Annotated in this window: 23 protein-coding genes; 15 read left to right on the top strand and 8 right to left on the bottom strand. The window is 39.2% G+C overall.

The features are described 5' to 3' along the window. Nucleotides 1–34: 34 nt before the first annotated feature. From lepA to KIP84_RS04785, 3 genes are all read right to left on the bottom strand, one after another. Nucleotides 35–1852, bottom strand: a complete 1818-nt coding sequence (gene lepA / locus KIP84_RS04795; RefSeq protein WP_002118606.1) for a translation elongation factor 4 — start codon at nucleotides 1850–1852, stop codon at nucleotides 35–37. A gap of 175 nt (nucleotides 1853–2027) precedes the next feature. Next, the gene (locus KIP84_RS04790; RefSeq protein WP_002118612.1) at nucleotides 2028–2480 is read right to left on the bottom strand and encodes an acyl-CoA thioesterase; all 453 of its coding nucleotides are present in this window, start codon (nucleotides 2478–2480) and stop codon (nucleotides 2028–2030) included. A 125-nt stretch (nucleotides 2481–2605) separates the two neighbouring features. Then, nucleotides 2606–3982 (bottom strand): Do family serine endopeptidase, encoded by a 1377-nt coding sequence (locus KIP84_RS04785; RefSeq protein WP_005067820.1) that lies wholly within the window; start codon nucleotides 3980–3982, stop codon nucleotides 2606–2608. A 230-nt stretch (nucleotides 3983–4212) separates the two neighbouring features. On the opposite strand from KIP84_RS04785, the gene nadB reads away from it, so the two are divergent. Next, nucleotides 4213–5856 carry an L-aspartate oxidase gene (gene nadB / locus KIP84_RS04780; RefSeq protein ID WP_213689415.1) on the top strand — a complete coding sequence of 548 codons (1644 nt, stop codon included), beginning with the start codon at nucleotides 4213–4215 and terminating at the stop codon, nucleotides 5854–5856. Nucleotides 5857–5913: 57 nt separating this feature from the next. Here the strand turns inward: nadB and KIP84_RS04775 are convergent, their stop codons facing one another. The 4 genes from KIP84_RS04775 to pabC form a co-directional block, all read right to left on the bottom strand. Beyond that, nucleotides 5914–6330 carry a PaaI family thioesterase gene (locus KIP84_RS04775; RefSeq protein ID WP_000842533.1) on the bottom strand — a complete coding sequence of 139 codons (417 nt, stop codon included), beginning with the start codon at nucleotides 6328–6330 and terminating at the stop codon, nucleotides 5914–5916. 139 nt (nucleotides 6331–6469) lie between these two features. Beyond that, nucleotides 6470–7069, bottom strand: a complete 600-nt coding sequence (tmk, locus tag KIP84_RS04770; RefSeq protein ID WP_213689414.1) for a dTMP kinase — start codon at nucleotides 7067–7069, stop codon at nucleotides 6470–6472. Nucleotides 7070–7078: 9 nt separating this feature from the next. Then, nucleotides 7079–8149, bottom strand: coding sequence for an endolytic transglycosylase MltG (gene mltG, locus KIP84_RS04765; protein WP_213689413.1), 1071 nt, complete (start codon nucleotides 8147–8149; stop codon nucleotides 7079–7081). 1 nt (nucleotide 8150) lies between these two features. Further along, nucleotides 8151–8963, bottom strand: a complete 813-nt coding sequence (gene pabC, locus KIP84_RS04760) for an aminodeoxychorismate lyase (RefSeq protein ID WP_068565511.1) — start codon at nucleotides 8961–8963, stop codon at nucleotides 8151–8153. 262 nt (nucleotides 8964–9225) lie between these two features. On the opposite strand from pabC, the gene KIP84_RS04755 reads away from it, so the two are divergent. The 6 genes from KIP84_RS04755 to KIP84_RS04730 all read left to right on the top strand — a co-directional run bounded on the left by KIP84_RS04755 (nucleotide 9226) and on the right by KIP84_RS04730 (nucleotide 14735). Then, complete coding sequence (locus KIP84_RS04755; protein WP_001212602.1) at nucleotides 9226–10233, top strand: sulfate ABC transporter substrate-binding protein; 1008 nt, start codon at nucleotides 9226–9228, stop codon at nucleotides 10231–10233. Nucleotides 10234–10263: 30 nt separating this feature from the next. Continuing rightward, on the top strand, nucleotides 10264–10872 hold the full coding sequence (locus KIP84_RS04750; RefSeq protein WP_213689412.1) for an alpha/beta hydrolase: 609 nt from the start codon (nucleotides 10264–10266) through the stop codon (nucleotides 10870–10872). An 80-nt stretch (nucleotides 10873–10952) separates the two neighbouring features. Continuing rightward, entirely contained in the window at nucleotides 10953–11786 is an 834-nt protein-coding gene (cysT, locus tag KIP84_RS04745) for a sulfate ABC transporter permease subunit CysT (protein ID WP_005073131.1), read from the top strand. Next, nucleotides 11783–12667, top strand: a complete 885-nt coding sequence (gene cysW / locus KIP84_RS04740) for a sulfate ABC transporter permease subunit CysW (RefSeq protein WP_017480571.1) — start codon at nucleotides 11783–11785, stop codon at nucleotides 12665–12667. Before cysT ends, cysW begins: the two co-directional genes overlap by 4 nt. 11 nt (nucleotides 12668–12678) lie before the next feature. Further along, the gene (locus tag KIP84_RS04735; protein WP_213689411.1) at nucleotides 12679–13740 is read left to right on the top strand and encodes a sulfate ABC transporter ATP-binding protein; all 1062 of its coding nucleotides are present in this window, start codon (nucleotides 12679–12681) and stop codon (nucleotides 13738–13740) included. Between the two features lie 71 nt (nucleotides 13741–13811). After that, on the top strand, nucleotides 13812–14735 hold the full coding sequence (locus tag KIP84_RS04730; RefSeq protein ID WP_002118601.1) for a CysB family HTH-type transcriptional regulator: 924 nt from the start codon (nucleotides 13812–13814) through the stop codon (nucleotides 14733–14735). 89 nt (nucleotides 14736–14824) lie between these two features. On the opposite strand, the gene carO is transcribed toward KIP84_RS04730, so the two are convergent. Continuing rightward, nucleotides 14825–15553, bottom strand: coding sequence for an ornithine uptake porin CarO type 4 (carO, locus tag KIP84_RS04725; RefSeq protein WP_068565514.1), 729 nt, complete (start codon nucleotides 15551–15553; stop codon nucleotides 14825–14827). 295 nt (nucleotides 15554–15848) lie between these two features. Here carO and dapD point away from each other — a divergent pair, with 295 nt between their 5' ends. From dapD to KIP84_RS04685, 8 genes are all read left to right on the top strand, one after another. Beyond that, nucleotides 15849–16670 carry a 2,3,4,5-tetrahydropyridine-2,6-dicarboxylate N-succinyltransferase gene (gene dapD / locus KIP84_RS04720; RefSeq protein ID WP_002118664.1) on the top strand — a complete coding sequence of 274 codons (822 nt, stop codon included), beginning with the start codon at nucleotides 15849–15851 and terminating at the stop codon, nucleotides 16668–16670. A 98-nt stretch (nucleotides 16671–16768) separates the two neighbouring features. Further along, nucleotides 16769–17479, top strand: a complete 711-nt coding sequence (gene queE, locus KIP84_RS04715) for a 7-carboxy-7-deazaguanine synthase QueE (protein WP_002118723.1) — start codon at nucleotides 16769–16771, stop codon at nucleotides 17477–17479. A gap of 40 nt (nucleotides 17480–17519) precedes the next feature. Next, entirely contained in the window at nucleotides 17520–18188 is a 669-nt protein-coding gene (gene queC, locus KIP84_RS04710) for a 7-cyano-7-deazaguanine synthase QueC (RefSeq protein ID WP_213689410.1), read from the top strand. Between the two features lie 16 nt (nucleotides 18189–18204). Further along, a complete protein-coding gene (locus KIP84_RS04705; protein WP_005073124.1) occupies nucleotides 18205–18621 on the top strand; it encodes a hypothetical protein in 417 nt (138 codons plus the stop codon). A 96-nt stretch (nucleotides 18622–18717) separates the two neighbouring features. Then, nucleotides 18718–19404 carry a diphthine--ammonia ligase gene (locus KIP84_RS04700; protein ID WP_213689409.1) on the top strand — a complete coding sequence of 229 codons (687 nt, stop codon included), beginning with the start codon at nucleotides 18718–18720 and terminating at the stop codon, nucleotides 19402–19404. 17 nt (nucleotides 19405–19421) lie between these two features. After that, nucleotides 19422–19883 (top strand): peroxiredoxin, encoded by a 462-nt coding sequence (locus tag KIP84_RS04695; RefSeq protein WP_017399250.1) that lies wholly within the window; start codon nucleotides 19422–19424, stop codon nucleotides 19881–19883. Between the two features lie 117 nt (nucleotides 19884–20000). Continuing rightward, nucleotides 20001–20570, top strand: a complete 570-nt coding sequence (locus tag KIP84_RS04690; RefSeq protein ID WP_213689408.1) for a CAP domain-containing protein — start codon at nucleotides 20001–20003, stop codon at nucleotides 20568–20570. Between the two features lie 11 nt (nucleotides 20571–20581). Then, entirely contained in the window at nucleotides 20582–20944 is a 363-nt protein-coding gene (locus KIP84_RS04685) for a glyoxalase/bleomycin resistance/extradiol dioxygenase family protein (RefSeq protein ID WP_063099438.1), read from the top strand.

Genomic DNA, 20944 nt, shown 5'->3' with positions numbered 1-20944 from the left:
AAAAGAAATTGTTCACTTTCCCCACCCTCATTTCTTATCTTTCTACTTTCAATACAGCCAAGAACGCTTCTTGTGGAATTTCAACACTTCCCACTTGTTTCATACGTTTCTTACCTTCTTTTTGTTTAGAAAGTAGTTTTTTCTTACGCGAAACGTCACCACCATAACATTTTGCCAATACGTTTTTACGCATCGCTTTTACGGTAGAACGGGCAATAATTTGTGCACCGATTGCTGCCTGAATAGCAACATCGAACATTTGGCGAGGAATCAAGTCTTTCATTTTCTCAACCAATGCAATACCACGATGACGTGCATCATTACGGTGACAAATCATAGCCAAGGCATCAACCTTTTCGCTATTAATTAACACATCAACCTTAACTAAAGCTGAACTTTCAAAACGTACAAAGTTATAGTCTAAAGATGCAAAGCCACGAGAGCATGACTTTAATCTGTCAAAGAAATCCATAACAACTTCAGCCATCGGGATTTCAAATGTAATAGAAACTTGGTTACCCAAGAATTTCATATCTTTTTGTACACCACGACGTTCGATACAGAGCGTCATTACGTTCCCTAAATACTCTTGAGGAACAAGGATATGACATTCAGCAATTGGTTCACGCAAATCTTCTACAGTCGATCCATCCGGCATTTTTGATGGACTATCGATGTAAATCGTTTCGCCTTTCTTGGTTAATGCTTCATAAATTACGGTAGGTGCAGAACTGATGAGATCAAGATCGTATTCACGCTCTAAACGCTCTTGTACAATTTCCATATGTAGCATACCTAAGAAGCCACAACGGAAACCAAAGCCTAATGCATCAGAACTTTCTGGTTCAAAGAATAAAGCCGAGTCGTTAATCTGCAATTTTTGTAGCGCTTCACGGAACGGTTCAAAGTCACTCGCATCAATAGGGAAAAGACCAGCATATACTTGCGGTTTAACCTTTTTGAAACCAGGTAAAGTTGCAACGTCTGGTGTAGAAGCAAGAGTAATTGTGTCACCTACTGGTGCACCAAAAATATCTTTAATACCCGCAATAACAAAACCTACTTCACCAGCTTCAAGAATATCTGTTTCAGTATGCTTAGGATTAAATACACCTACAGAAGTGACCGGATGAGTTTGTCCTGTCGATTTAACCAACATTTTGTCGCCCTTGCGGATACGACCTTGTTTAATACGAACAAGAGAAACTACGCCTAAGTAGTTATCAAACCATGAGTCGATAATTAATGCTTGTAATGGTGCTTCACGATCACCTTCTGGCGCCGGAATAACATCGACTAAACGCTCGAGTACACCTTCAACACCTAAACCAGTTTTTGCTGAACAGGTTGGTGCATCTGTCGCTTCAATCCCGATAATTTCTTCAATTTCATGAATTACACGTTCAGGTTCAGCCTGTGGTAAATCAATTTTATTTAGAATAGGAAGAACTTCTAGACCTTGTTCAATTGCTGTATAACAGTTTGCAACTGATTGAGCTTCAACGCCTTGTGCTGCATCTACAACCAGTAACGCACCTTCACACGCAGCTAATGAACGAGAAACTTCATAGGAGAAGTCAACGTGCCCAGGCGTATCAATAAAGTTCAGTTGATATTCCTGACCATTTGGATGAGTGTAATACAGCGTGACAGAAGCGGCTTTAATGGTAATCCCACGTTCACGCTCAAGCTCCATTGAGTCTAAGACCTGAGCTTGCATTTCACGATCTTGTAGACCGCCACACATCTGAATAAAACGGTCAGCCAATGTAGACTTACCATGGTCAATGTGGGCAATAATCGAGAAATTTCGTATATTTTTGATATCGACGGATTTTTTAGCTTGCGCCATGGGTTACCTTGAGAAAATATAGAGTGCTATGTAGCTTGTTTTAATACACAGCCAAAGCGGTTAAATAAATTGCGTGAGATTATAACAGATGCATATTTTAAAGTATCCAAAATAATCATTAGCTTTGTACTTATGTTTTAAAAAAGGACAGTCAAAGTAAGCGTCTTACTTCAAATTATCGAGCATACGAAACAGTAAAATCATAAGGATTTATACTTGAATCAAGCGGCTTGTATGCATGGGTAAAAGTTGGCGACATTCGTTTTGGACGTCCTGTAGCAATTTCAATACACGCCCATTTGGTATTCCCAACAAATAATACGGCCTGATCTGATGGACGAAAAAACACATACTGGCGGAATGAATAAAGTGCATTAATGTCATCTAACCATGTACGTAATACAATTTGTTCGCCTTCAAACGCAGCTTTACGATATTGCACATGATGCTCAACCGCGACCATGGCGTGTTTTAACTCAAGATATTTAGTTACCCCTACTCCCAAAGTTTCAACATGAGCAGCAGCTACATCCTGCATCCATTGAACATACATCACATTATTTACATGTCCCAACGCATCAATGTGATGTGGCTGCACCTGAATATGTAAATCAAAAATACTACTCACAAATGAACACTCTTATTTATTAACCTTAAAACTGAAATAAGTGTAGGTAGATATCGCTAAACGCTCAAGATAAATAACAAAAACCACCCATTTTCAGGGTGGTTTTTTTTTGATTGGATTGAGGATTATTGAATACGTAAACCAAGCATTGCGCGCTGTCCCTGACGAATAATAGCAACACGTGCTACGGTATTTTTCGGCAAATTAGAAACAACTTTTGCAAAATCCTGACTATTTAAAATTTGGTTATTATTGACTTGAGTAATCACATCGCCCGGAATGATATTCGACAATGATGCTAAACCACCACGGCGAACATCTTGTACATAAATACCTCCTTTCACGCTCAACGCATTTTTTTCCGGTTCAGCTAGATCACGAATACTCATGCCTAGAACTGGCCCTTTAGATGCAGCACCTTGTGCACCAGTAGCAGGTGTTTCATCTGGCGCAGTCGTTAAGGTTGCTGAAATATTACGTGTTTTATCATCACGTAATACTTCAAACTGAACGGTTTGATTTGGCTGTACTTTATTTAATGCATACAGTAAATCACTCGTACGGAGTACAGGTGCACCATTTAGTTTTAAAATCACGTCGCCCGCTCTCAGCCCTGCTTTTTGTGCAGGTGAGTTCGGAGAAATTTGAGTAATTAAAGCACCTTCAGGTTTTGGTAATTTGTACGCATCAGCAAGGTTTCGGTCAATATCTTGCATCATTACACCAAGGTAAGAGCGTGTGACTTTACCTTTTGTTTTGAGCTGGTCTGCAACATCCATAGCTACATCAATCGGAATAGAGAAAGACAAGCCCATATAACCGCCGGTACCGCTAAATATTCGAGAATTTACCCCGACCACTTCACCATTTTGATTAAATAATGGACCACCAGAGTTACCTGGGTTTAAAGCCACATCTGTTTGAATAAACGGCACCGAAGTTTCACCGCTCATGTTTCGTGATTTTGCACTGACAATACCTGCCGAAGCTGAGTAGTCAAAACCAAACGGCGAACCAATTGCTAAAACAGGTTCGCCGACACGTAAACGATCAACATTTCCTACTCGTAAAGCCGGATAGTTAGTTCCGTTTACTTTTAACAATGCAACGTCTGTACGCTCATCACTACCCACTACGGTTGCATCAATTTCACGGCGGTCATTTAGAGTGATGCTAATACGAGAGGCATTTTCAATCACATGGTGATTTGTGAGTAGATAGCCATCTTTACTAATAAAGAATGCACTTCCATAAGCTGTCTTTTCTTGTGGACCTTGTTGCTGTGGAATGATGACCTGATTGCCAAAGAAACGTTTTAAAATTTCAGGAACTTGCTGTTGCAACAGTTCATCCTGAGTCATTTTTTTTACGACATTTACACTCACGACTGCTGGACTAACTTGTTCAACAAGATTTGAAAAATCAACAGCAGCATTTGCTTGAACAGCAGCAACTGTAAATACCGCTGCATACATTCCTTGTTGTAAATAGCGAGATTTCATTCGGTGCTCACCCACAATTGGTCTACGAGAATAAGGATAAAACTGTTGTATCACAACGCTTTGAGGTTGTGCGTAACAATATGTTTATTTGTAATACGTCATCACAAGGATTATTTTACGCATTGCAACTTTTTAAGCCAATTGCAATTTTTCTCTGAGTTAGAGCGCTTAAGCTCTTGCCTTTTTAAGTAAAAAGGGGTGTCATTAGCGGACGTTTTAAATTGATGCGAATGGACATGCCTAATTTACAGACAATTCACCACTTTGACGTGATTATTGTGGGCAGCGGCGGCGCTGGTTTAAGTCTGGCTTTATCGTTACCAAATCATTTTAATATTGCAGTTTTAGCCAAAGCTGCTCTAACCGAAGCAAGTACCTTTTATGCTCAAGGTGGCGTTGCTGCTGTTCTTGATGAGACTGACTCTATTCAACAGCATATTAATGACACTATGATTGCAGGCGCTTATTTATGTGAAATGGACGCGGTACAACATACCGTAGAAGGCGGCCGCCCTTCTGTTGATTTTCTTTTAAAACAAGGCGTGCAATTTACCTTAGATGAAGATGAACAACTTCACTTAACTCGCGAAGGTGGTCACTCGCAGCGTCGCATTATCCATTCTGCTGATGCAACAGGCAAAGCCATTTCAACCACTTTAGTTGAGCGTGCCAAAGAACGTAAAAATATTACTATTTTTGAAAACTATATTGCGATTGATTTAATCACTTCGCATAAATTAGGCCATACTGACCAAGCGAATCGTGCTATTGGTTTATATGCATTAGATGAAAATACTGAAAAGGTTCATACCTTCCTTGCACCATTCACTACGCTGGCTTGCGGCGGTGCGATGAAAGCTTATCTGTATACATCTAATCCAGATATTGCTACAGGTGATGGTATTGCAATGGCCTTCCGTGCAGGTTGCCGCGTAGCCAATATGGAATTTAATCAATTCCATCCAACTTGCCTGTACCATCCTCAAGCACGCTCATTTTTAATTACCGAAGCTATGCGTGGTGAAGGGGCTTATTTGCGCCTACCTGATGGCGAACGTTTTATGTTGCGTTTTGATGATCGTGCAGAACTAGCTCCTCGCGATATTGTGGCACGTACAATTGACCACGAAATCAAACGTCTCGGTATTCGTCACGTATGGTTAGACATTACCCATAAATCACCTGAATTTATTAAAGAGCACTTCCCTACACTTTATGCAAGATTGCTTGAGTTAGGTATCGACATTACCAAAGACATGATTCCAGTAGTACCAGCAGCTCACTATACATGTGGTGGTGTTGTGGTTGACTCAAATAGCCAGACGGATATTGAAGGTCTCTATGCGATTGGTGAAACGTCATATACGGGCTTACATGGTGCAAACCGTATGGCAAGTAACTCATTACTTGAGTGCTTCGTTTACGGTATGAGTGCGGCAAAAGATATCGAAAATAAATTTGATGAAAACTTCAAATTACCCGAAGTACCAACTTGGGATGACTCACAAGTAACTAATCCAGATGAAGATGTGGTGATTTTACAAAACTGGGATGAGTTACGTTCGACCATGTGGAACTACGTTGGTATTGTAAGGACTACTAAACGTTTAGAACGTGCTTTACACCGTATTGAAATGTTAAAACATGAAATCACCGAATATTATCAAGACTACCGTGTTAGCAAGAACCTGATTGAGCTGCGTAACCTTGTTTTAGTATCGGAAATGATTGTTCGCTGTGCCATGCAACGTAAAGAATCACGTGGTTTACATTACACGCTTGATTATCCGGAAACTTCGAGTGAAATTCGTAAAACCGTTTTAACTCCTCCAAATTTTGCAGTAGAACAGCCGTTGGTTAATACTGACATTTAAGTTGTTCTTCTATAAAAAAGCACAGCTTTGGCTGTGCTTTTTTATTTGGTTTGATATTTATGCTCTAGGTGGGATTGAATAAGTCGCGGTCACATGCGCAACAGGTTCATCCAGACCAACTGAATAAATCCAAACCTCACCCACCACTAAACTCTTTCCTACTTTCATGAGTTTACATTCACTACGTAAGTCTTGATCACCCGCAGGTTTTCTTAAAAAATTAATATTAAAGTTGGTGGTTACGGCTAAACCAACAATACCGATCTCACCTAATATCGCAATATATAAAGCAAAGTCTGCCAAAGTCATCATGGTTGGGCCAGATATGGTGCCACCAGGACGTTGATGTCTTTGATCAACATGATAATAAACAACCGCTGCTTTGGGTGTAACTGATTCAATCGTGCAGTGTTCAAGACTTGGTGGAAATTCCTTTTCAAGAAATGCCACGATTTCTTCTTTTGAGCTCTTCATCCTTGTTATTCTTCAATCTATAAAATCATATGTAAGATAGCATAAGAAAATAACAGATCTTTTCTATGACTTTTTAAATCAGAATTAACATCATTTTTCACCACTCTCAAAAAATATGAGAGTGGTTCATCCAATTTGCTTACCGTAAATATTGCAAAGCCTGCTCGAACACCTGATCAGGACTTTGAGTTGCATCTATTCGCTTAATACGTTCTGGTTCAGCCTTCCATAAGGTTTCATAACCTTCACGAACCTTAGTAAAGAAGCTTAACTTTTCTTGTTCAAAACGGTCTAAAGCTCCACGTTCACGTGCACGGTTCATACCAAGTTCAATCGGTGCATCTAACCAGAAAGTCACCTCCGGCATGCGTGAAACGAAGTTCTGATTTAAAAGTTGTAATTTATCTTGGCTTAAACCACGACCAGAACATTGATAAGCAAAACTCGCATCGGTAAAGCGATCACTTAATACAATTTTGTTAGCTTCTAAAGCAGGCAAAATAACTTGTTGTAAGTGTTGAGCGCGTGCCGCATAAATAAGCAATAGCTCAGTATCATGACTCATATTTTCATCATGATTCACCGCCAAAAGCATAGAACGAATTTGCTCAGCTAACGGTGTGCCGCCCGGCTCTCGAGTTAAAACAACTTGTTTGTCTTGCTCTTCAAAATGCTGATGAATTTTTCGAATGAGTGTAGTTTTACCTACCCCTTCCGTGCCTTCAAAGCTGATAAACATCTCTTTTCCTTATTTCTTCGATCTCAACACGGATAAATATTCTTGCACTGCTTGATTATGAGCTTGCAAGTCTGCCGTAAATTTATGTCCACCATTACCAGTCGCTACGAAATAGATATTATTTGAATCATCTGGATGTAACGCTGCTTCAATTGCTTTTTGGCTTGGCAAAGCAATTGGAGTTGGAGGCAAACCATTAATGGTATAAGTATTATATGGTGTTGGAGTACGGAGGTCTTCTCGGGTAATGTTGCCTTTATAATTATTACCCATTCCGTAAATAACAGTTGGATCCGTTTGTAAACGCATACCGAGTTTTAAACGGCGGACAAAAACTCCAGAAACTTGTGTAAGTTCACTGTCTAAACTTGTTTCTTTCTCAACAATAGAAGCCATAATTAATGCTTCATATTTATCTTTATAAGGTAAATTCGGAGCGCGGTTTGCCCAAGCTGCATCTAGAGCTTTTACTTGACGATGATATAAATCGATAAGAATTTTCTTGTCAGTCTCGCCTTTGGCAAAGAAATAAGTATTCGGCGCGAACAAGCCTTCTGGATGATCGTAAGGAATCCCAAGCGCTTTCATAAGCTGATCATTAGGTAAATCCAATATTGTATTTTTTACATTTTTATCATTTTTGAGTGCAGTAATAAGCTGCTTAAAAGTTGTACCTTCAATCACCAAAACACGATTCATCTGAGCATTATCAGCGTCAGATAACATCTCTAATACTTGTCTTACGCTCATCCCTTGCTCAATTTCATACACACCAGCTTTCATGCTGTCATGAATCATAAACTTTTGATAAAGCTTTAATACGATAGGAAAGCTAACTTTATCTTCTTTTGCCAAACGATCAATAAAACCAGAATAAGTTTCCCCTGATGTAATAGATAACATCTGTTTTTTGCCTTCGATAGGATAAGCCTTAAACAAACTTGACCATAAAATGGCAAACGTAAAGATTAAAACAATAAAAAGGCCAATTAGAACCAATCGCTTAGAAAATTTTGGAGCTTGTTTTTTGTTATTTTTCTTGGCGTTTTTTGCTTTCGCATTCACAGGTGGCTTCGGCATATTAATGAATCTGATTTAAGTTAAGGATATGAAATAAATCTATGCATGCCTGTGTATCTAGCGTTTTCTCGCCTAAATGAGTAACCACTCGCATAGGGTTTAAAGCATTACAAAAGAATAGACTTTGTATTTCAGATACTTCATCTAATTCAATCACACGTACTTCACAGGCAATACCATGGTGCTGCATACGCGCCAGAATTTCTGCCCGCATTACACCGTGGACGCCATTATAGCGAAGTTCAGGAGTAATCCATCTATCATTTAAACGAATAAAACAATTACTACTGACCCCTTCAACAATATAACCTTGTACATCAGTAACTAATGCTTCAGCCCACCCGAGTTGATCTGCTTCTTTTTTTAGCAATACTTGTTCAAGGCGGTTTAAAGATTTAAGCCCCACTAAGCTTGGCATGGTTAAACCTAGGGCCTGATTTAAAACACCACACTGGATAAAATCAGGCATAAACGGCTCTAAAGCTTTTGGATAAAACCAGATATAAATATCAGCTTCATGTTTCGGCAAACTATAACCGCGATCGCCTTCCCCACGACTAATCACAATTTTTAAAGTGCCGTTGAGTACGAGGTTTTGCTTTTGGAGTTGCTGTACACTCAGTTCAATTAATTCAAAATTTACAGTTAAAGACAGTTTTTGACATGCAAGTTTTAGACGTTGCCAGTGTCTTTCTTTAAGCTCAATTTGATTTTGAAAAACACGAATTGTGGTAAAGCATCCATCTCCATAATGAAAGGCTCGATCTAATAAAGGAATAGTCTCAACGGGTTGCCCATTTTTAAAACACCACATGTTTGCTCCATCCTTTGCTAAAAGCCGCACAACAATACAACACCTTTCATTTAAATAATAAATGATGATTTTAAAAAATTATACCGATTTCGTATCTGCTTTTGAAACTTGTTATATATCAAGATTTAAGAATAGTTTATCTCTTTTTATTATTTCTATTTTTTTCATATTAAATTCGTTTTTTATTATTTTTTTAGAATAAAGACTAGCGCTATTCTGCGTTCATGTTTTGAACATTTCATATTTTTTGAGGACTTATCTCATGCGTTTTTCTCAATTAAAAGTCGGGGTTATCGCTGCACTTCTTTCTGTTTCGTCATTTGCAGCCCAAGAATTTTTAAACGTTTCTTACGATCCTACTCGTGAGCTATATACAGATTTCAACAAACAGTTCGGTACTTACTGGAAACAACGTACTGGTCAAGATATTGAGTTTAAGCAATCACACGGCGGCTCTGGTAAACAGGCTCGTGCGGTTATCGATGGTTTAAATGCAGATGTGGTGACATTAGCACTTGCAGCAGATATTGATGAAATTGCTGAAAAAGCAAAATTACTTCCAACTAACTGGCAGAAAAAACTGCCACAAAACTCAACGCCATATACATCAACCATTGTATTTTTGGTGCGTAAAGGCAACCCAAAGCAAATTAAAGACTGGGCTGATTTAATCAAACCAGGTGTAGAAATCATTACACCAAACCCGAAAACCTCTGGTGGTGCTCGTTGGAACTATCTTGCAGCTTGGGCTTGGGCAAAACATCAACCAGGCGGCAATGATGCGAAAGCACAAGAATACGTTCGCCAAATTTATAAGCACACTAAAGTTCTAGACTCTGGTGCTCGCGGTGCGACGACGACTTTCGCTGAGCGTGGCATTGGTGATGTATTACTGGCTTGGGAAAATGAAGCTCATTTAGCTATTCGTGAACAGCCGGGCAAATTTGAAATTATTACTCCGTCTCTTTCGATCTTAGCTGAGCCTCCAGTTGCAATTGTGGAGAAGAATGCAGCTAAAAAAGGCAACTTAACTATTGCTAAAGGTTATCTCAACTATTTGTACTCACCTGCTGGTCAAGAAATTGCAGCACGTAACTTCTACCGTCCGCGTAACGCAGCTGTTCTTAAAAAATACAGCAATGTATTTAAGCCATTGAAGCTTGTAACAATCGACAAAGAGTTTGGTGGTTGGACAAAAGTACAAAAACAACACTTCGATAATGGTGGTGTTTTCGATCAAATCGTGAAAATCAATAGTGCAGAGAAGTAATTCTTTGCACTAAAGGTAAGGAGAACAGACATGATTCACACTGTAATTGTTCCGGGTGTAGGTGGCAGTGAACATCAGCATTGGCAATCTTGGTTGCAGCGTCAACTCGTGTCTAGTTCTCGTGTTGAGCAAAAAAACTGGGATAGACCTGTATTAAGCGAATGGGTTGAGCAATTCGTTAAAACAGTTCAAGCAGCTCCAGCTCCTGTTCAAATTGTTGCACATAGTTTTGGATGCTTAACGAGTGTAGCTGCTTTGGCTGAGCATCCAGAATTAAGAAGCCAAGTTAAGAAACTAATTTTAGTCGCTCCAGCGAATCCAGCACGCTTTGGGGAAGCAGGGTTTGCTCGCCATAGCTTGACCGACTACAAAGATTATTTTCATCAATTAAAAATTGATGTACCTGCAACGCTACTCATTAGTGAAAATGATCCATGGCTCGGCTTTTTTGATGCGTTACAACTTGCAAAATCATGGAAGTTAAATCCCGTTAATCTTGGTGAAGTGGGCCATATTAATGTTGCCTCAGGTTTTGGGCCATTCCCTGATTTGCTGAACTATTTGATCCCAGAAGATTCGATGTGTAGCCACTCATCTATCGACCCGGTAAAAACACATTTCTCTTTGAAATTTGCTTAATACCAATCTTTATACCTCACTGTTTATCTTTATTTATTCGCTTACTGGTTTCAGCAGGCTTTTCTCTTTGAGGAAATATCATGTCGCAGCGATCCCGAGTGCTGCCTGGGTTTGGTCTATCTTTGGGCTTCACCCTCGCCTATGTGTCTTTTATTGTGCTTATTCCATTAGCCGCAGTCTTTATCAAATCATTTGGAATCGGATGGGACGGATTATGGGAAATTTTAACGTCTGAGCGTATTTTAAAATCGCTTCAACTCAGCTTTAGTTCAGCCTTAATCGCAGCATTTATTAATGTTGTTTTCGGATTACTTTTGGCTTGGTGTCTTGTCCGCTATAACTTTCCCGGAAAACGTCTAGTTGATGCATTGGTCGATTTACCATTTGCTCTTCCGACCGCAGTTGCAGGTATTGCACTGACTTCACTCTATGCACCTACTGGTTGGTTAGGTCAATATCTGGAACCACTTGGTATTCAGGTTGCCTATACGCCTATCGGAATTACGCTGGCATTGGTCTTTATTGGTATTCCTTTTATTGTTCGGACCGTTCAACCGGTACTCAGCGATATTGAAACCGAACTTGAGGAAGCAGCTTCAGCACTTGGTGCAAATCGTTGGCAGACCATTACTAAAATTATTTTACCCATCTTACTACCTGCTCTATTTACAGGCTTTGCTTTAGCATTTGCTCGCGGCGTGGGTGAGTATGGTTCTGTTATTTTTATTGCAGGTAACCAGCCATTTAAAACAGAAATTGCACCGCTGATGATCATTTCTCGTCTTGAAGAATATGATTATGCAGGTGCAACGACCATTGCAGCGGTCATGTTAGTTCTCTCTTTTATCATTCTATTTGTCATTAACTTACTTCAAGCATGGGCAAACCGTCGTACAGGGAGAAACATCACATGAATTTACATACCGACAGCAATGCACTTGCCTTGAAGTTACAGTCTCGTGATGCAACACGTGAGCCGACTTGGGTACGTTATACCCTCATTACAATCGCACTGATTTTTTTTCTCAGTTGCCTCATGCTGCCACTCATTTTGGTTTTCGTAGAAGCATTTAAACAAGGCCTTGAAGTCTATGTTCAGGCTTTGATTGATCCAGATACGTTATCAGCAGTGAAATTAACATTACTCACCGCAGCAATTGCAGTTCCAATTAATGTGATATTTGGTGTTGCTGCAGCTTGGGCTGTCTCTAAGTTCCAGTTTAAAGGCAAGGCAATTTTAACAACTATCATTGATATGCCTTTTTCGGTTTCACCTGTTATTGCAGGTTTAATGATTGTTCTAATTTTTGGTGCACAAGGCTGGTTCGGCGGCTGGTTAATGGATCATGACATCAAGATTTTATATGCAGTACCTGCAATTGTTTTAGCAACTATTTTTATTACAGTTCCTTTTGTGGCGCGTGAGTTAATTCCACTCATGGAAGCTCAGGGAACAGAGGAAGAAGAAGCAGCAATTGTACTCGGTGCATCAGGTTGGCAAACCTTTTGGAAGGTCACACTCCCTAACATTAAATGGGGTCTGATTTACGGCGTGATTTTGTGTAATGCCCGTGCAATGGGTGAGTTTGGCGCAGTATCAGTGGTTTCTGGTCATATCCGTGGTGAAACCAATACCCTGCCACTGCATGTTGAAATTTTATATAACGAGTACACCTTTAGCGCAGCCTTTGCCGTGTCCTCACTGCTTGCCTTCTTAGCTCTTTTAACACTGATTTTAAAAACTTGGTTAGAGCTACATCAAGATAAACCAGAACCGCATTCAACTGATTCGTAAGGAATGAAATCATGAGTATTCAAGTTAAAAATATTGAAAAACACTTTGGTGCATTCCATGCGCTTAAAAATATTTCCCTAGACTTTCCAGAAGGTGAACTGGTTGCGCTACTCGGACCATCTGGTTGTGGCAAGACGACTCTGCTTCGTATCATTGCAGGTCTAGAATCAGCCGATGACGGTCAGGTTTTACTTGAAGGCGAAGATGCGACCAACGTACATGTGCGTGAGCGTCAAGTTGGTTTTGTATTCCAGCATTATGCTTTATTCCGCCATATGACCGTATTTGACAATATTGCCTTTGGTTTACGTGTTCGACCTCGTGCAACCCGTCCTTCGGAAGCTGAAATTAAAAAACGTGTCACTCGTTTACTTGATCTAGTTCAACTAGGCTTTTTAGCAGACCGCTACCCTGCTCAGCTTTCTGGCGGACAACGTCAGCGTATTGCTTTAGCCCGTGCTTTGGCAGTAGAACCTCGCGTGTTATTACTCGATGAACCATTTGGCGCTCTAGATGCCAAAGTACGCAAAGAATTACGTCGCTGGTTACGCAACTTACATGATGAATTGCATATCACTTCAATTTTCGTGACTCACGATCAAGAAGAAGCACTTGAGGTTGCAGACCAGATTATTGTCATGAATAAAGGTAATGTTGAGCAAATCGGTTCACCTCGTGAAGTTTATGAAAAACCTGCAACGCCATTTGTGTTTGATTTCTTGGGTCAGGCAAATCGATTTGAAGGTGAACATACGGAAGGTATTATCCGTATCGGTAATGACCGTATTCAATTACCAACAGTAGTTGAGGCACCTCAAGGAAAAGTGATTGCTTTTGCCCGTCCAGATGAGTTACATATTCACTCGCAACCGCAAGCGAATACCATTGAAGCGACTTTTGTACGTGAAATCTGGATTGCTGGAAAAGTAGTGGCCGAATTACAAGACCGTAATGGACGTTTAATTGAAATTGCTCTGAGCAGTGAAGCTGCAAAATTACATGCATTTAAACCTAATCAAACTGTTTGGGTGAGCGCATCTCAATTGCACTTATTTGCAGACCAAGTTGCTTAAGAAATATATTTGGTGAGGAAATATCTTGCGGATCTTTAGACGCTCCTCACCTCTTTTGAGGAAAAGTGTAAATGAACTTTCAACAATTAAGAATTATCCGAGAAACAGTACGCCAAAACTTTAACTTGACGGAAGCATCGGCTGCACTCTACACATCTCAATCGGGTGTAAGTAAACACATCAAAGATTTAGAAGATGAATTAGGTGTTCAACTTTTCGTTCGTAAAGGTAAACGCCTTTTAGGTTTAACTGAACCAGGACAGTCACTTCTTAGCATTGTTGAACGCATGTTAGTGGATGCTGAAAATATTAAACGACTTGCTGAAGATTTTAATAAGGTTGACGAAGGAACATTAACAATCGCAACTACGCATACACAAGCGCGTTATGTATTGCCTCCAATTGTTAATCAATTTAAGAAATTATTTCCAAAAGTTCATTTGATTTTACAACAAGCTAGCCCTGTCGAAATTTCAGAAATGCTTTTACAAGGTGAAGCGGATATTGGAATTGCAACCGAGTCTTTAACGACTGAAGAAAATCTGGCTAGCATTCCTTACTATCAATGGCAGCACAGTATTATTACCCCGCAAAATCATCCTTTAGTGCAGGCGGATAAGATCACTCTAGAACTTTTAGCAGAATATCCACTCATTACTTATCATGGTGGTTTTACAGGTCGATCTAAAATTGATAAAGCGTTTGAAGAGGCTCATCTAGATGCAGATATCGTAATGTCAGCTCTTGATGCCGATGTTATCAAAACCTATGTGGAACTTGGCATGGGTGTCGGGATTGTCAATGACGTGGCTTATGATACAGAACGTGATTATCGTTTAAAGCAAACCAAAACTGATATTTTTGGTGTTAATACAACGTGGATTGCGGTTCGCAAAGGTCACTTATTACGCGGTTATGGTTACGAGTTTATTTCTTTATGCTCACCTGATGCGGATATTAAAGCGCTTAAGAAAATTGCTTACCCAGACGAATAAAAATTAAAATAAATAAAGAGCTTTTTAGCTCTTTATTTATTTTATTAAGTACAAAAAAACGAGCCGTAGCTCGTTTTTTCTTTAAGATCTTACCAGTAGAAGTTCACACCAACTTTACCAACTGGTAACCATTGGTATTTATCATCATTACGGATTTCGTTTTCTTCAGCACGTAAGTCTTTATCAAAGTCAGCACCATTAACATTAACAAATGTACCATTTGATTTAAGATTTACAGTTGGGTTACCAGTATAGTAAGCACCTACCTCACCAAATACCCCCCAGTTTTTATTGATTTTAGGTGCAAAACCAAAACCTAAGTATGGAGCGATATCATTTTTATAACTTAATTTACCATCCACTGAGCCGTTAAAGTTATAATTATTACCATTTACTTTAATAGTACCGTCTTGCGAACGTTTAGTTAGATCGTAATCATTATCTAAATAAGCAGCACCCGCAGCTACATATAAACCTTGAGCCCAACGGTTAGCACTTGCACCCCATGGACGAATCTCAGCATTTAAATAGATATTATTGTTATCCATATCTAGGTCATATTTAGTACCATTTACAGAAACATCATCTGTCCACGAAATGTCACCACCGTTATAACCCAAAGCCAAACCTACATATGGGTTTGCTTGCCATAATAAAGCACCACCGTAACCAGTTGTACCTACCTCAGCACGTGCCCCCACAGGAATTAATTGGTTTTTGTCAAATGCGTAGCTGTCATGAACAACGGCTTCATCTGCCATAGCAGCGCCAGCAGCGAATAAAGCTGTTGTAGTGACTAATACACGTAATGCTTTCATAGTTTTCTCCTCAAAAAGGCTCTGTTTTTAATTTATTCATCTTGTGACTGAAATCATAATAATGACAGCTTAGATTCTTTTTTATACAAAAAATGCTAGATTTCTGTTATTTTTTGATACAAATTGAGTTAAATTTTTATTTTCAAATCATTTTTGTGTAAAAAACACTTGATTATCTAATAAGCTTATTTCGATTTACCTCATTTATATCATCAATTAAACGTAACACGTTTTTTGAAAGATTCTTGTCACAAATTAGTGTAAAATCTTTAAAATTTTTTATGGAAGGAAGATCATGTCTCAGCTTTCTACGATCATTGAGCAAGCATTTGAAGACCGCGCAAATTTTACTGCAGCAGATTGTTCAAGCGAAATTCGCCAAGCTGTTGAAGAAGCAATTGCTGGTTTAGATAACGGTACACTTCGAGTTGCTGAAAAAATCAATGGTGAATGGGTTGTTCATCAATGGTTAAAAAAAGCTGTTTTATTATCATTTAAACTTAATGACAATAAACCAATTGAGTCATGTGATCTTCGTTTCTATGACAAAGTTGAAACTAAATTCTCTGGTTGGACTGAAGAGCAATTTAAAGCTGCAGGTGTTCGTGTTGTTCCTCCTGCTGTAGCACGTCGTGGTAGCTTCCAAGCTAAAAACGTGGTGTTAATGCCATCTTATGTCAACATTGGTGCTTATGTAGATGAAGGCACAATGGTTGATACATGGGCAACTGTAGGTTCATGTGCTCAAATCGGTAAAAATGTTCACTTGTCTGGTGGTGTAGGTATTGGTGGTGTTTTAGAACCATTACAAGCTAACCCAACCATTATTGAAGACAACTGCTTTATCGGTGCACGTTCAGAAATCGTTGAAGGCGTTATCGTTGAAGAAGGTTCAGTCATTTCAATGGGCGTTTTCATTGGTCAATCAACTAAAATTTATGACCGTGAAACTGGCGAAATCCATTATGGTCGTGTACCAGCAGGTTCAGTTGTAGTTTCAGGTAGCTTGCCATCTAAATGTGGTACTTACAGCTTATATGCTGCAATTATCGTGAAAAAAGTTGATGCGCAAACACGTTCAAAAACAAGCTTGAACGATTTGTTACGCGCTGACTAATTTGTTATAACTCTCTGGCGGAGCTTTAATCGCTCCTCATCTCTACGATCAAACTGATCGTAGAGATTTTATTTTTTATATAGTGTGGTATTTCTAGAATGGCTTCCTTACGTTCCTCTGCAATTCCTGTCTCAGACCCTGCGTCCGGTTTACGCATTACCGAGATTTTTTACTCGTTGCAGGGTGAAGCAAATGCCTCTGGCCTACCGACTGTATTTATTCGTCTAACAGGCTGTCCATTACGTTGTAGCTATTGCGATACCACCTATTCCTTTGAGGGTGGCGAACGTTTTTCACTTGAACATATCATTGAAACAGCTACACAATTTCAAACACCTTATATTTGTGTGACAGGTGGTGAACCTCTTGCTCAGCCAAACTGTTTGATTTTATTACAACGTTTATGTGAAGCAGGTTTTGACGTCTCGTTAGAAACCAGTGGAGCCCTTGATGTATCAAGAGTGGATCCCCGTGTTTCAAAAGTCCTCGATTTAAAGACTCCAACTTCTGGTGAAGAACATCGCAATCTCATCAGTAATCTTGACCATTTAACACCACGTGACCAAATCAAATTTGTGATTTGTAATCGTGAAGACTATGAATGGTCAAAGCAACAAGTTGAAAAATATCAACTGCAAACCAAAGTCAGTACCGTTTGGTTCTCCCCTGCCTTTGCGGTTGAAAAAGGTGCTGTAGGCCTGCCACGTCTAGCACGTGATCTGGCACAGTGGATACTTGATGATAAATTACCTGTTCGTTTTCAACTTCAGTTACATAAACTGCTTTGGAATGATGAATCAGGTCGTTAATCACTCAATAAAATAAATCATTCCGAATATGGAGAAAAATATGCGCTCTCGTGCCATTGTTTTACTTTCAGGCGGCTTAGACTCAACCACTTGCCTAGCTTGGGCACAAGCGCGCTATGAATGTATTGCTATTAGTTTTATGTATGGTCAACGCTCAACCACTGAACTTGATGCTGCAAAAGCATTAGCTCAGCGTTCAGGTGTTGAACATCGTGTAATTAATATTGATCTAGCAAATTTAGGTGGATCAGCACTTACAGATCACAACATTGCAGTACCAGAACAGTTACAAGAAGGTATTCCTGCAACTTATGTACCAGCGCGTAACACTATTTTCCTCTCATATGCTCTAGCAGCAGCTGAAGTATTTAATGCTGAAGCTATTGTTATTGGTATCAATGCTGTTGATTATTCAGGATATCCTGATTGTCGTCCTGAATTTATTGATGCTTTTGCGAATATGGCCCGTTTAGCAACTAAGGCTGGCGTAGAAGGAAAACCACTTAAATTTGAAACACCCCTGTTACATTTATCCAAAGCGAATATCATACGTTTAGGGATTGAACATGGCGTAGACTATAGTCAAACGGTATCTTGCTACCAAGCAGATGCTCAAGGACGTGCGTGTGGTAAATGTGACAGTTGCCGTTTGCGTAAAGAAGGCTTTATCGATGCCGGTGTTACCGATCCAACACGCTATATACCGTAATAAGTAGGTAAAATTTATGAAGTTGTTAAAATCAAATCTTATTCTTTCATCTTTATTCTCAGCAGCTGCACTTATGGCGGGTTCAGCTCAAGCAGCTGAAAACCCAGTTCAAGCGGCATATAAAAGCACTAACGTTAAAGGTGCATTAGTTAACGTTTGTAAAGAACAAACTGCTAAAGGCGGCAAGTTAAGTTCATCTGAAGTTAGCAAATTCTGTAGCTGTCAGGTTGAAGCACAAGGTAAAGTGACTGAAGCACAAAAATGGGAAATCCAAAGCGCAATCAATGCGAAGAAAAGCCCAAGTTCTCTAGGATTTGTACAACAACAAAACCGTGATCTTAAAGCATGTTTTGGTCCTCAGTTAACAACTAAGCTTGAAAAGTTAACTGAAGATGCAATGAAGGCAGCTCAACAACAAGCTCCTAAAAAATAAGATTTTAATGTTCTAAATTAAGCCTGCATTTATGCAGGCTTTTTTATAGCTCTGTTAAAATAACAGCACTTTTGACCAATTCATTTGATGTAAGCCATGCAAGAACAATGGAAAACTAATGCTAACCATAAAAGGTCTATTGTCTCATTTAGTGGAGGCAAAGATAGTTCTCTAGCACTCTACCATGCAATGCAGACAGGCGAAGTGATTGGATTGATCGTAATGCTAGAAGAACAAGGCCAACGTTCTCGCTCACATGCCATGCCTCTTGATATTATTCAAGCGCAAGCTAAAGCAATCGGCTTTCCCGTGCTTATGGCTTCATCAAGTTGGAATGACTATGAATTAAAGTTTATTGAATTACTCAATCAAGCAAAGCAACAAGGAGCCGAGGTACTGGTTACAGGTGACCTTGATATGCCTGAACACGGCTGTTGGCATGATCGAGTAACGCAACAAGTAGGTCTTCAATTAGGAATGCCTCTTTGGCTACGTCCGCATCGTGAAGTTGTTGAAGAATTTATTCAACTTGGATTCCAGAGTGTAGTGGTGACCGTAAACCTTAAACTCGGGATGAAGGTAGGAGATTTAGGAAAAACTTTAACTTTAGAATATATCCAAGAGCTTGAGAACCGTGGCATTGATCCATGTGGTGAGGGCGGTGAATTTCATACGACCGTGATTGATGGGCCAATTTTTAACAAAGCAATCCCTGTAAGAAAACTCAATATTGTTTATCATGAGGAATACGCTTTTTTACCACTTGAATTAGATCAAATTTAACTTTTAAAGGATAAGAAATGTCTGAGAATATTCAACTGCCAAATCAGGTGTTCCCTACTACACACGGCGAAGTGAACTTGACCGAAGTCGAAAATGAATGGCTAATTATTTACTTCTATCCTAAAGATTCAACACCAGGGTGTACAACACAAGCAGTGGGTTTTTCTTGTTTGAAAGATCAGTTTGATGCTTTAGGTGCCCGTATTTTCGGTATTTCACGTGACTCGGTAAAAGCCCATCAAAATTTTACAGAGAAGCAGGCACTTACTATTGATCTGATCAGTGATAAAGAAGAAATTCTTTGTCATCACTTTGATGTGATTAAAGAAAAGAATATGTATGGTAAAAAAGTCATGGGTATTGAACGTTCTACTTTTATTTTCCATAACAAAACTTTAGTTAAAAGCTATCGCAAAGTTAAAGCAGCTGGGCATGCAGAGCAAGTTCTAGAAGACTTAAAAGCTCTACAAACAGCTTAATAAACTTAAGAAACAAAAAGCGAGTTTATACTCGCTTTTTTTAGTGCAAAGCATTACCCAATAATTTGAGTTTAACGTATCATAAAAATATTAGAATAATTAGTTTAAGGCATTGATATGAGTTCACTCAAAACTTGCTCTTTACTGCCAGCCATTCTCTTTATTGGTGCATGTAGTGCAAATACATCAGCCATACCAACTGACACCGGCACATCACTTGCTCAAATTCAGAAAACTTCAAAAGAAATAAGCTGCCAAGATTTACAAAATCCAGCCTATCAACAAGCTGTACTTAAAAAAATTAACCAAATCCGTCAGCAATCACGCCAATGTGGTCGACAATATTTTTCTGCAACGAGACCAGTGATTTGGAGTAATAATTTATATAAAGGTGCACTTTCTCATAGTGAAGATATGGCAACACACAACTTTCTCGGGCATGTTGGCTCCACGGGACTAGATTTGAAATCACGTTTAAAAATTTATAATACACTCGGTAAAGCCAATGGTGAAAATGTCGCGAGTGGACAGAAAACATTAGATGAAGTGATGTCTAGATGGCTATCGAGTCCCTTACATTGTAGTAACCTAATGAACCCTAAATTTACAACCTATGCAATTGCTTGTGCTTCTAATCAATCTGTAAAACAAAAGAGCTATTGGACTCAACAATTTGGTACACGTTAAAAGGAAAAAAGATGCAATCAGGTTCGATCACCCCTATTTTAAGAATTTTTGATGTCGAGTTAGCTCAATCATTTTATCTTGAATTCTTAGGTTTTCAGCTTGATTGGCAACACCAATTTGAAGACAACTTTCCGTTATATTTACAAATTTCTAAAGATGATTGCGTTATTCATTTATCCGAGCATTTTGGAGATGCGAGTCCTCATAGTGCGATCCGTATTTATTGGGAAGATATTTATGAGTTGCATAGTGAACTAAGCAAAAAAGATTATAAATTTTCTAAGCCTCAGGTTGAAAAAACAGATTGGGAGACACTTGAACTCAGTATCACCGATCCTTTTTCCAACCGAATTATCTTTTGGGCAGATGCTTAA

This window comes from Acinetobacter sp. BHS4 (genome assembly GCF_018454425.1).
GTDB lineage: Bacteria > Pseudomonadota > Gammaproteobacteria > Pseudomonadales > Moraxellaceae > Acinetobacter > Acinetobacter pittii.
Note: the sequence above shows the minus strand (reverse complement) of the source record. Positions and strands in the feature narration are given on the sequence as shown.

Bases quoted from the DNA above. Each gene is read 5' to 3' on its own strand.
- lepA (WP_002118606.1), bottom strand. From the start codon at position 1,852: ATGGCGCAAGCTAAAAAATCCGTCGATATCAAAAATATACGAAATTTC.
- KIP84_RS04785 (WP_005067820.1), bottom strand. From the start codon at position 3,982: ATGAAATCTCGCTATTTACAACAAGGAATGTATGCAGCGGTATTTACA.
- nadB (WP_213689415.1), top strand. From the start codon at position 4,213: ATGGACATGCCTAATTTACAGACAATTCACCACTTTGACGTGATTATT.
- KIP84_RS04775 (WP_000842533.1), bottom strand. From the start codon at position 6,330: ATGAAGAGCTCAAAAGAAGAAATCGTGGCATTTCTTGAAAAGGAATTT.
- tmk (WP_213689414.1), bottom strand. From the start codon at position 7,069: ATGTTTATCAGCTTTGAAGGCACGGAAGGGGTAGGTAAAACTACACTC.
- mltG (WP_213689413.1), bottom strand. From the start codon at position 8,149: ATGCCGAAGCCACCTGTGAATGCGAAAGCAAAAAACGCCAAGAAAAAT.
- pabC (WP_068565511.1), bottom strand. From the start codon at position 8,963: ATGTGGTGTTTTAAAAATGGGCAACCCGTTGAGACTATTCCTTTATTA.
- KIP84_RS04755 (WP_001212602.1), top strand. From the start codon at position 9,226: ATGCGTTTTTCTCAATTAAAAGTCGGGGTTATCGCTGCACTTCTTTCT.
- KIP84_RS04750 (WP_213689412.1), top strand. From the start codon at position 10,264: ATGATTCACACTGTAATTGTTCCGGGTGTAGGTGGCAGTGAACATCAG.
- cysT (WP_005073131.1), top strand. From the start codon at position 10,953: ATGTCGCAGCGATCCCGAGTGCTGCCTGGGTTTGGTCTATCTTTGGGC.
- cysW (WP_017480571.1), top strand. From the start codon at position 11,783: ATGAATTTACATACCGACAGCAATGCACTTGCCTTGAAGTTACAGTCT.
- KIP84_RS04735 (WP_213689411.1), top strand. From the start codon at position 12,679: ATGAGTATTCAAGTTAAAAATATTGAAAAACACTTTGGTGCATTCCAT.
- KIP84_RS04730 (WP_002118601.1), top strand. From the start codon at position 13,812: ATGAACTTTCAACAATTAAGAATTATCCGAGAAACAGTACGCCAAAAC.
- carO (WP_068565514.1), bottom strand. From the start codon at position 15,553: ATGAAAGCATTACGTGTATTAGTCACTACAACAGCTTTATTCGCTGCT.
- dapD (WP_002118664.1), top strand. From the start codon at position 15,849: ATGTCTCAGCTTTCTACGATCATTGAGCAAGCATTTGAAGACCGCGCA.
- queE (WP_002118723.1), top strand. From the start codon at position 16,769: ATGGCTTCCTTACGTTCCTCTGCAATTCCTGTCTCAGACCCTGCGTCC.
- queC (WP_213689410.1), top strand. From the start codon at position 17,520: ATGCGCTCTCGTGCCATTGTTTTACTTTCAGGCGGCTTAGACTCAACC.
- KIP84_RS04705 (WP_005073124.1), top strand. From the start codon at position 18,205: ATGAAGTTGTTAAAATCAAATCTTATTCTTTCATCTTTATTCTCAGCA.
- KIP84_RS04700 (WP_213689409.1), top strand. From the start codon at position 18,718: ATGCAAGAACAATGGAAAACTAATGCTAACCATAAAAGGTCTATTGTC.
- KIP84_RS04695 (WP_017399250.1), top strand. From the start codon at position 19,422: ATGTCTGAGAATATTCAACTGCCAAATCAGGTGTTCCCTACTACACAC.
- KIP84_RS04690 (WP_213689408.1), top strand. From the start codon at position 20,001: ATGAGTTCACTCAAAACTTGCTCTTTACTGCCAGCCATTCTCTTTATT.
- KIP84_RS04685 (WP_063099438.1), top strand. From the start codon at position 20,582: ATGCAATCAGGTTCGATCACCCCTATTTTAAGAATTTTTGATGTCGAG.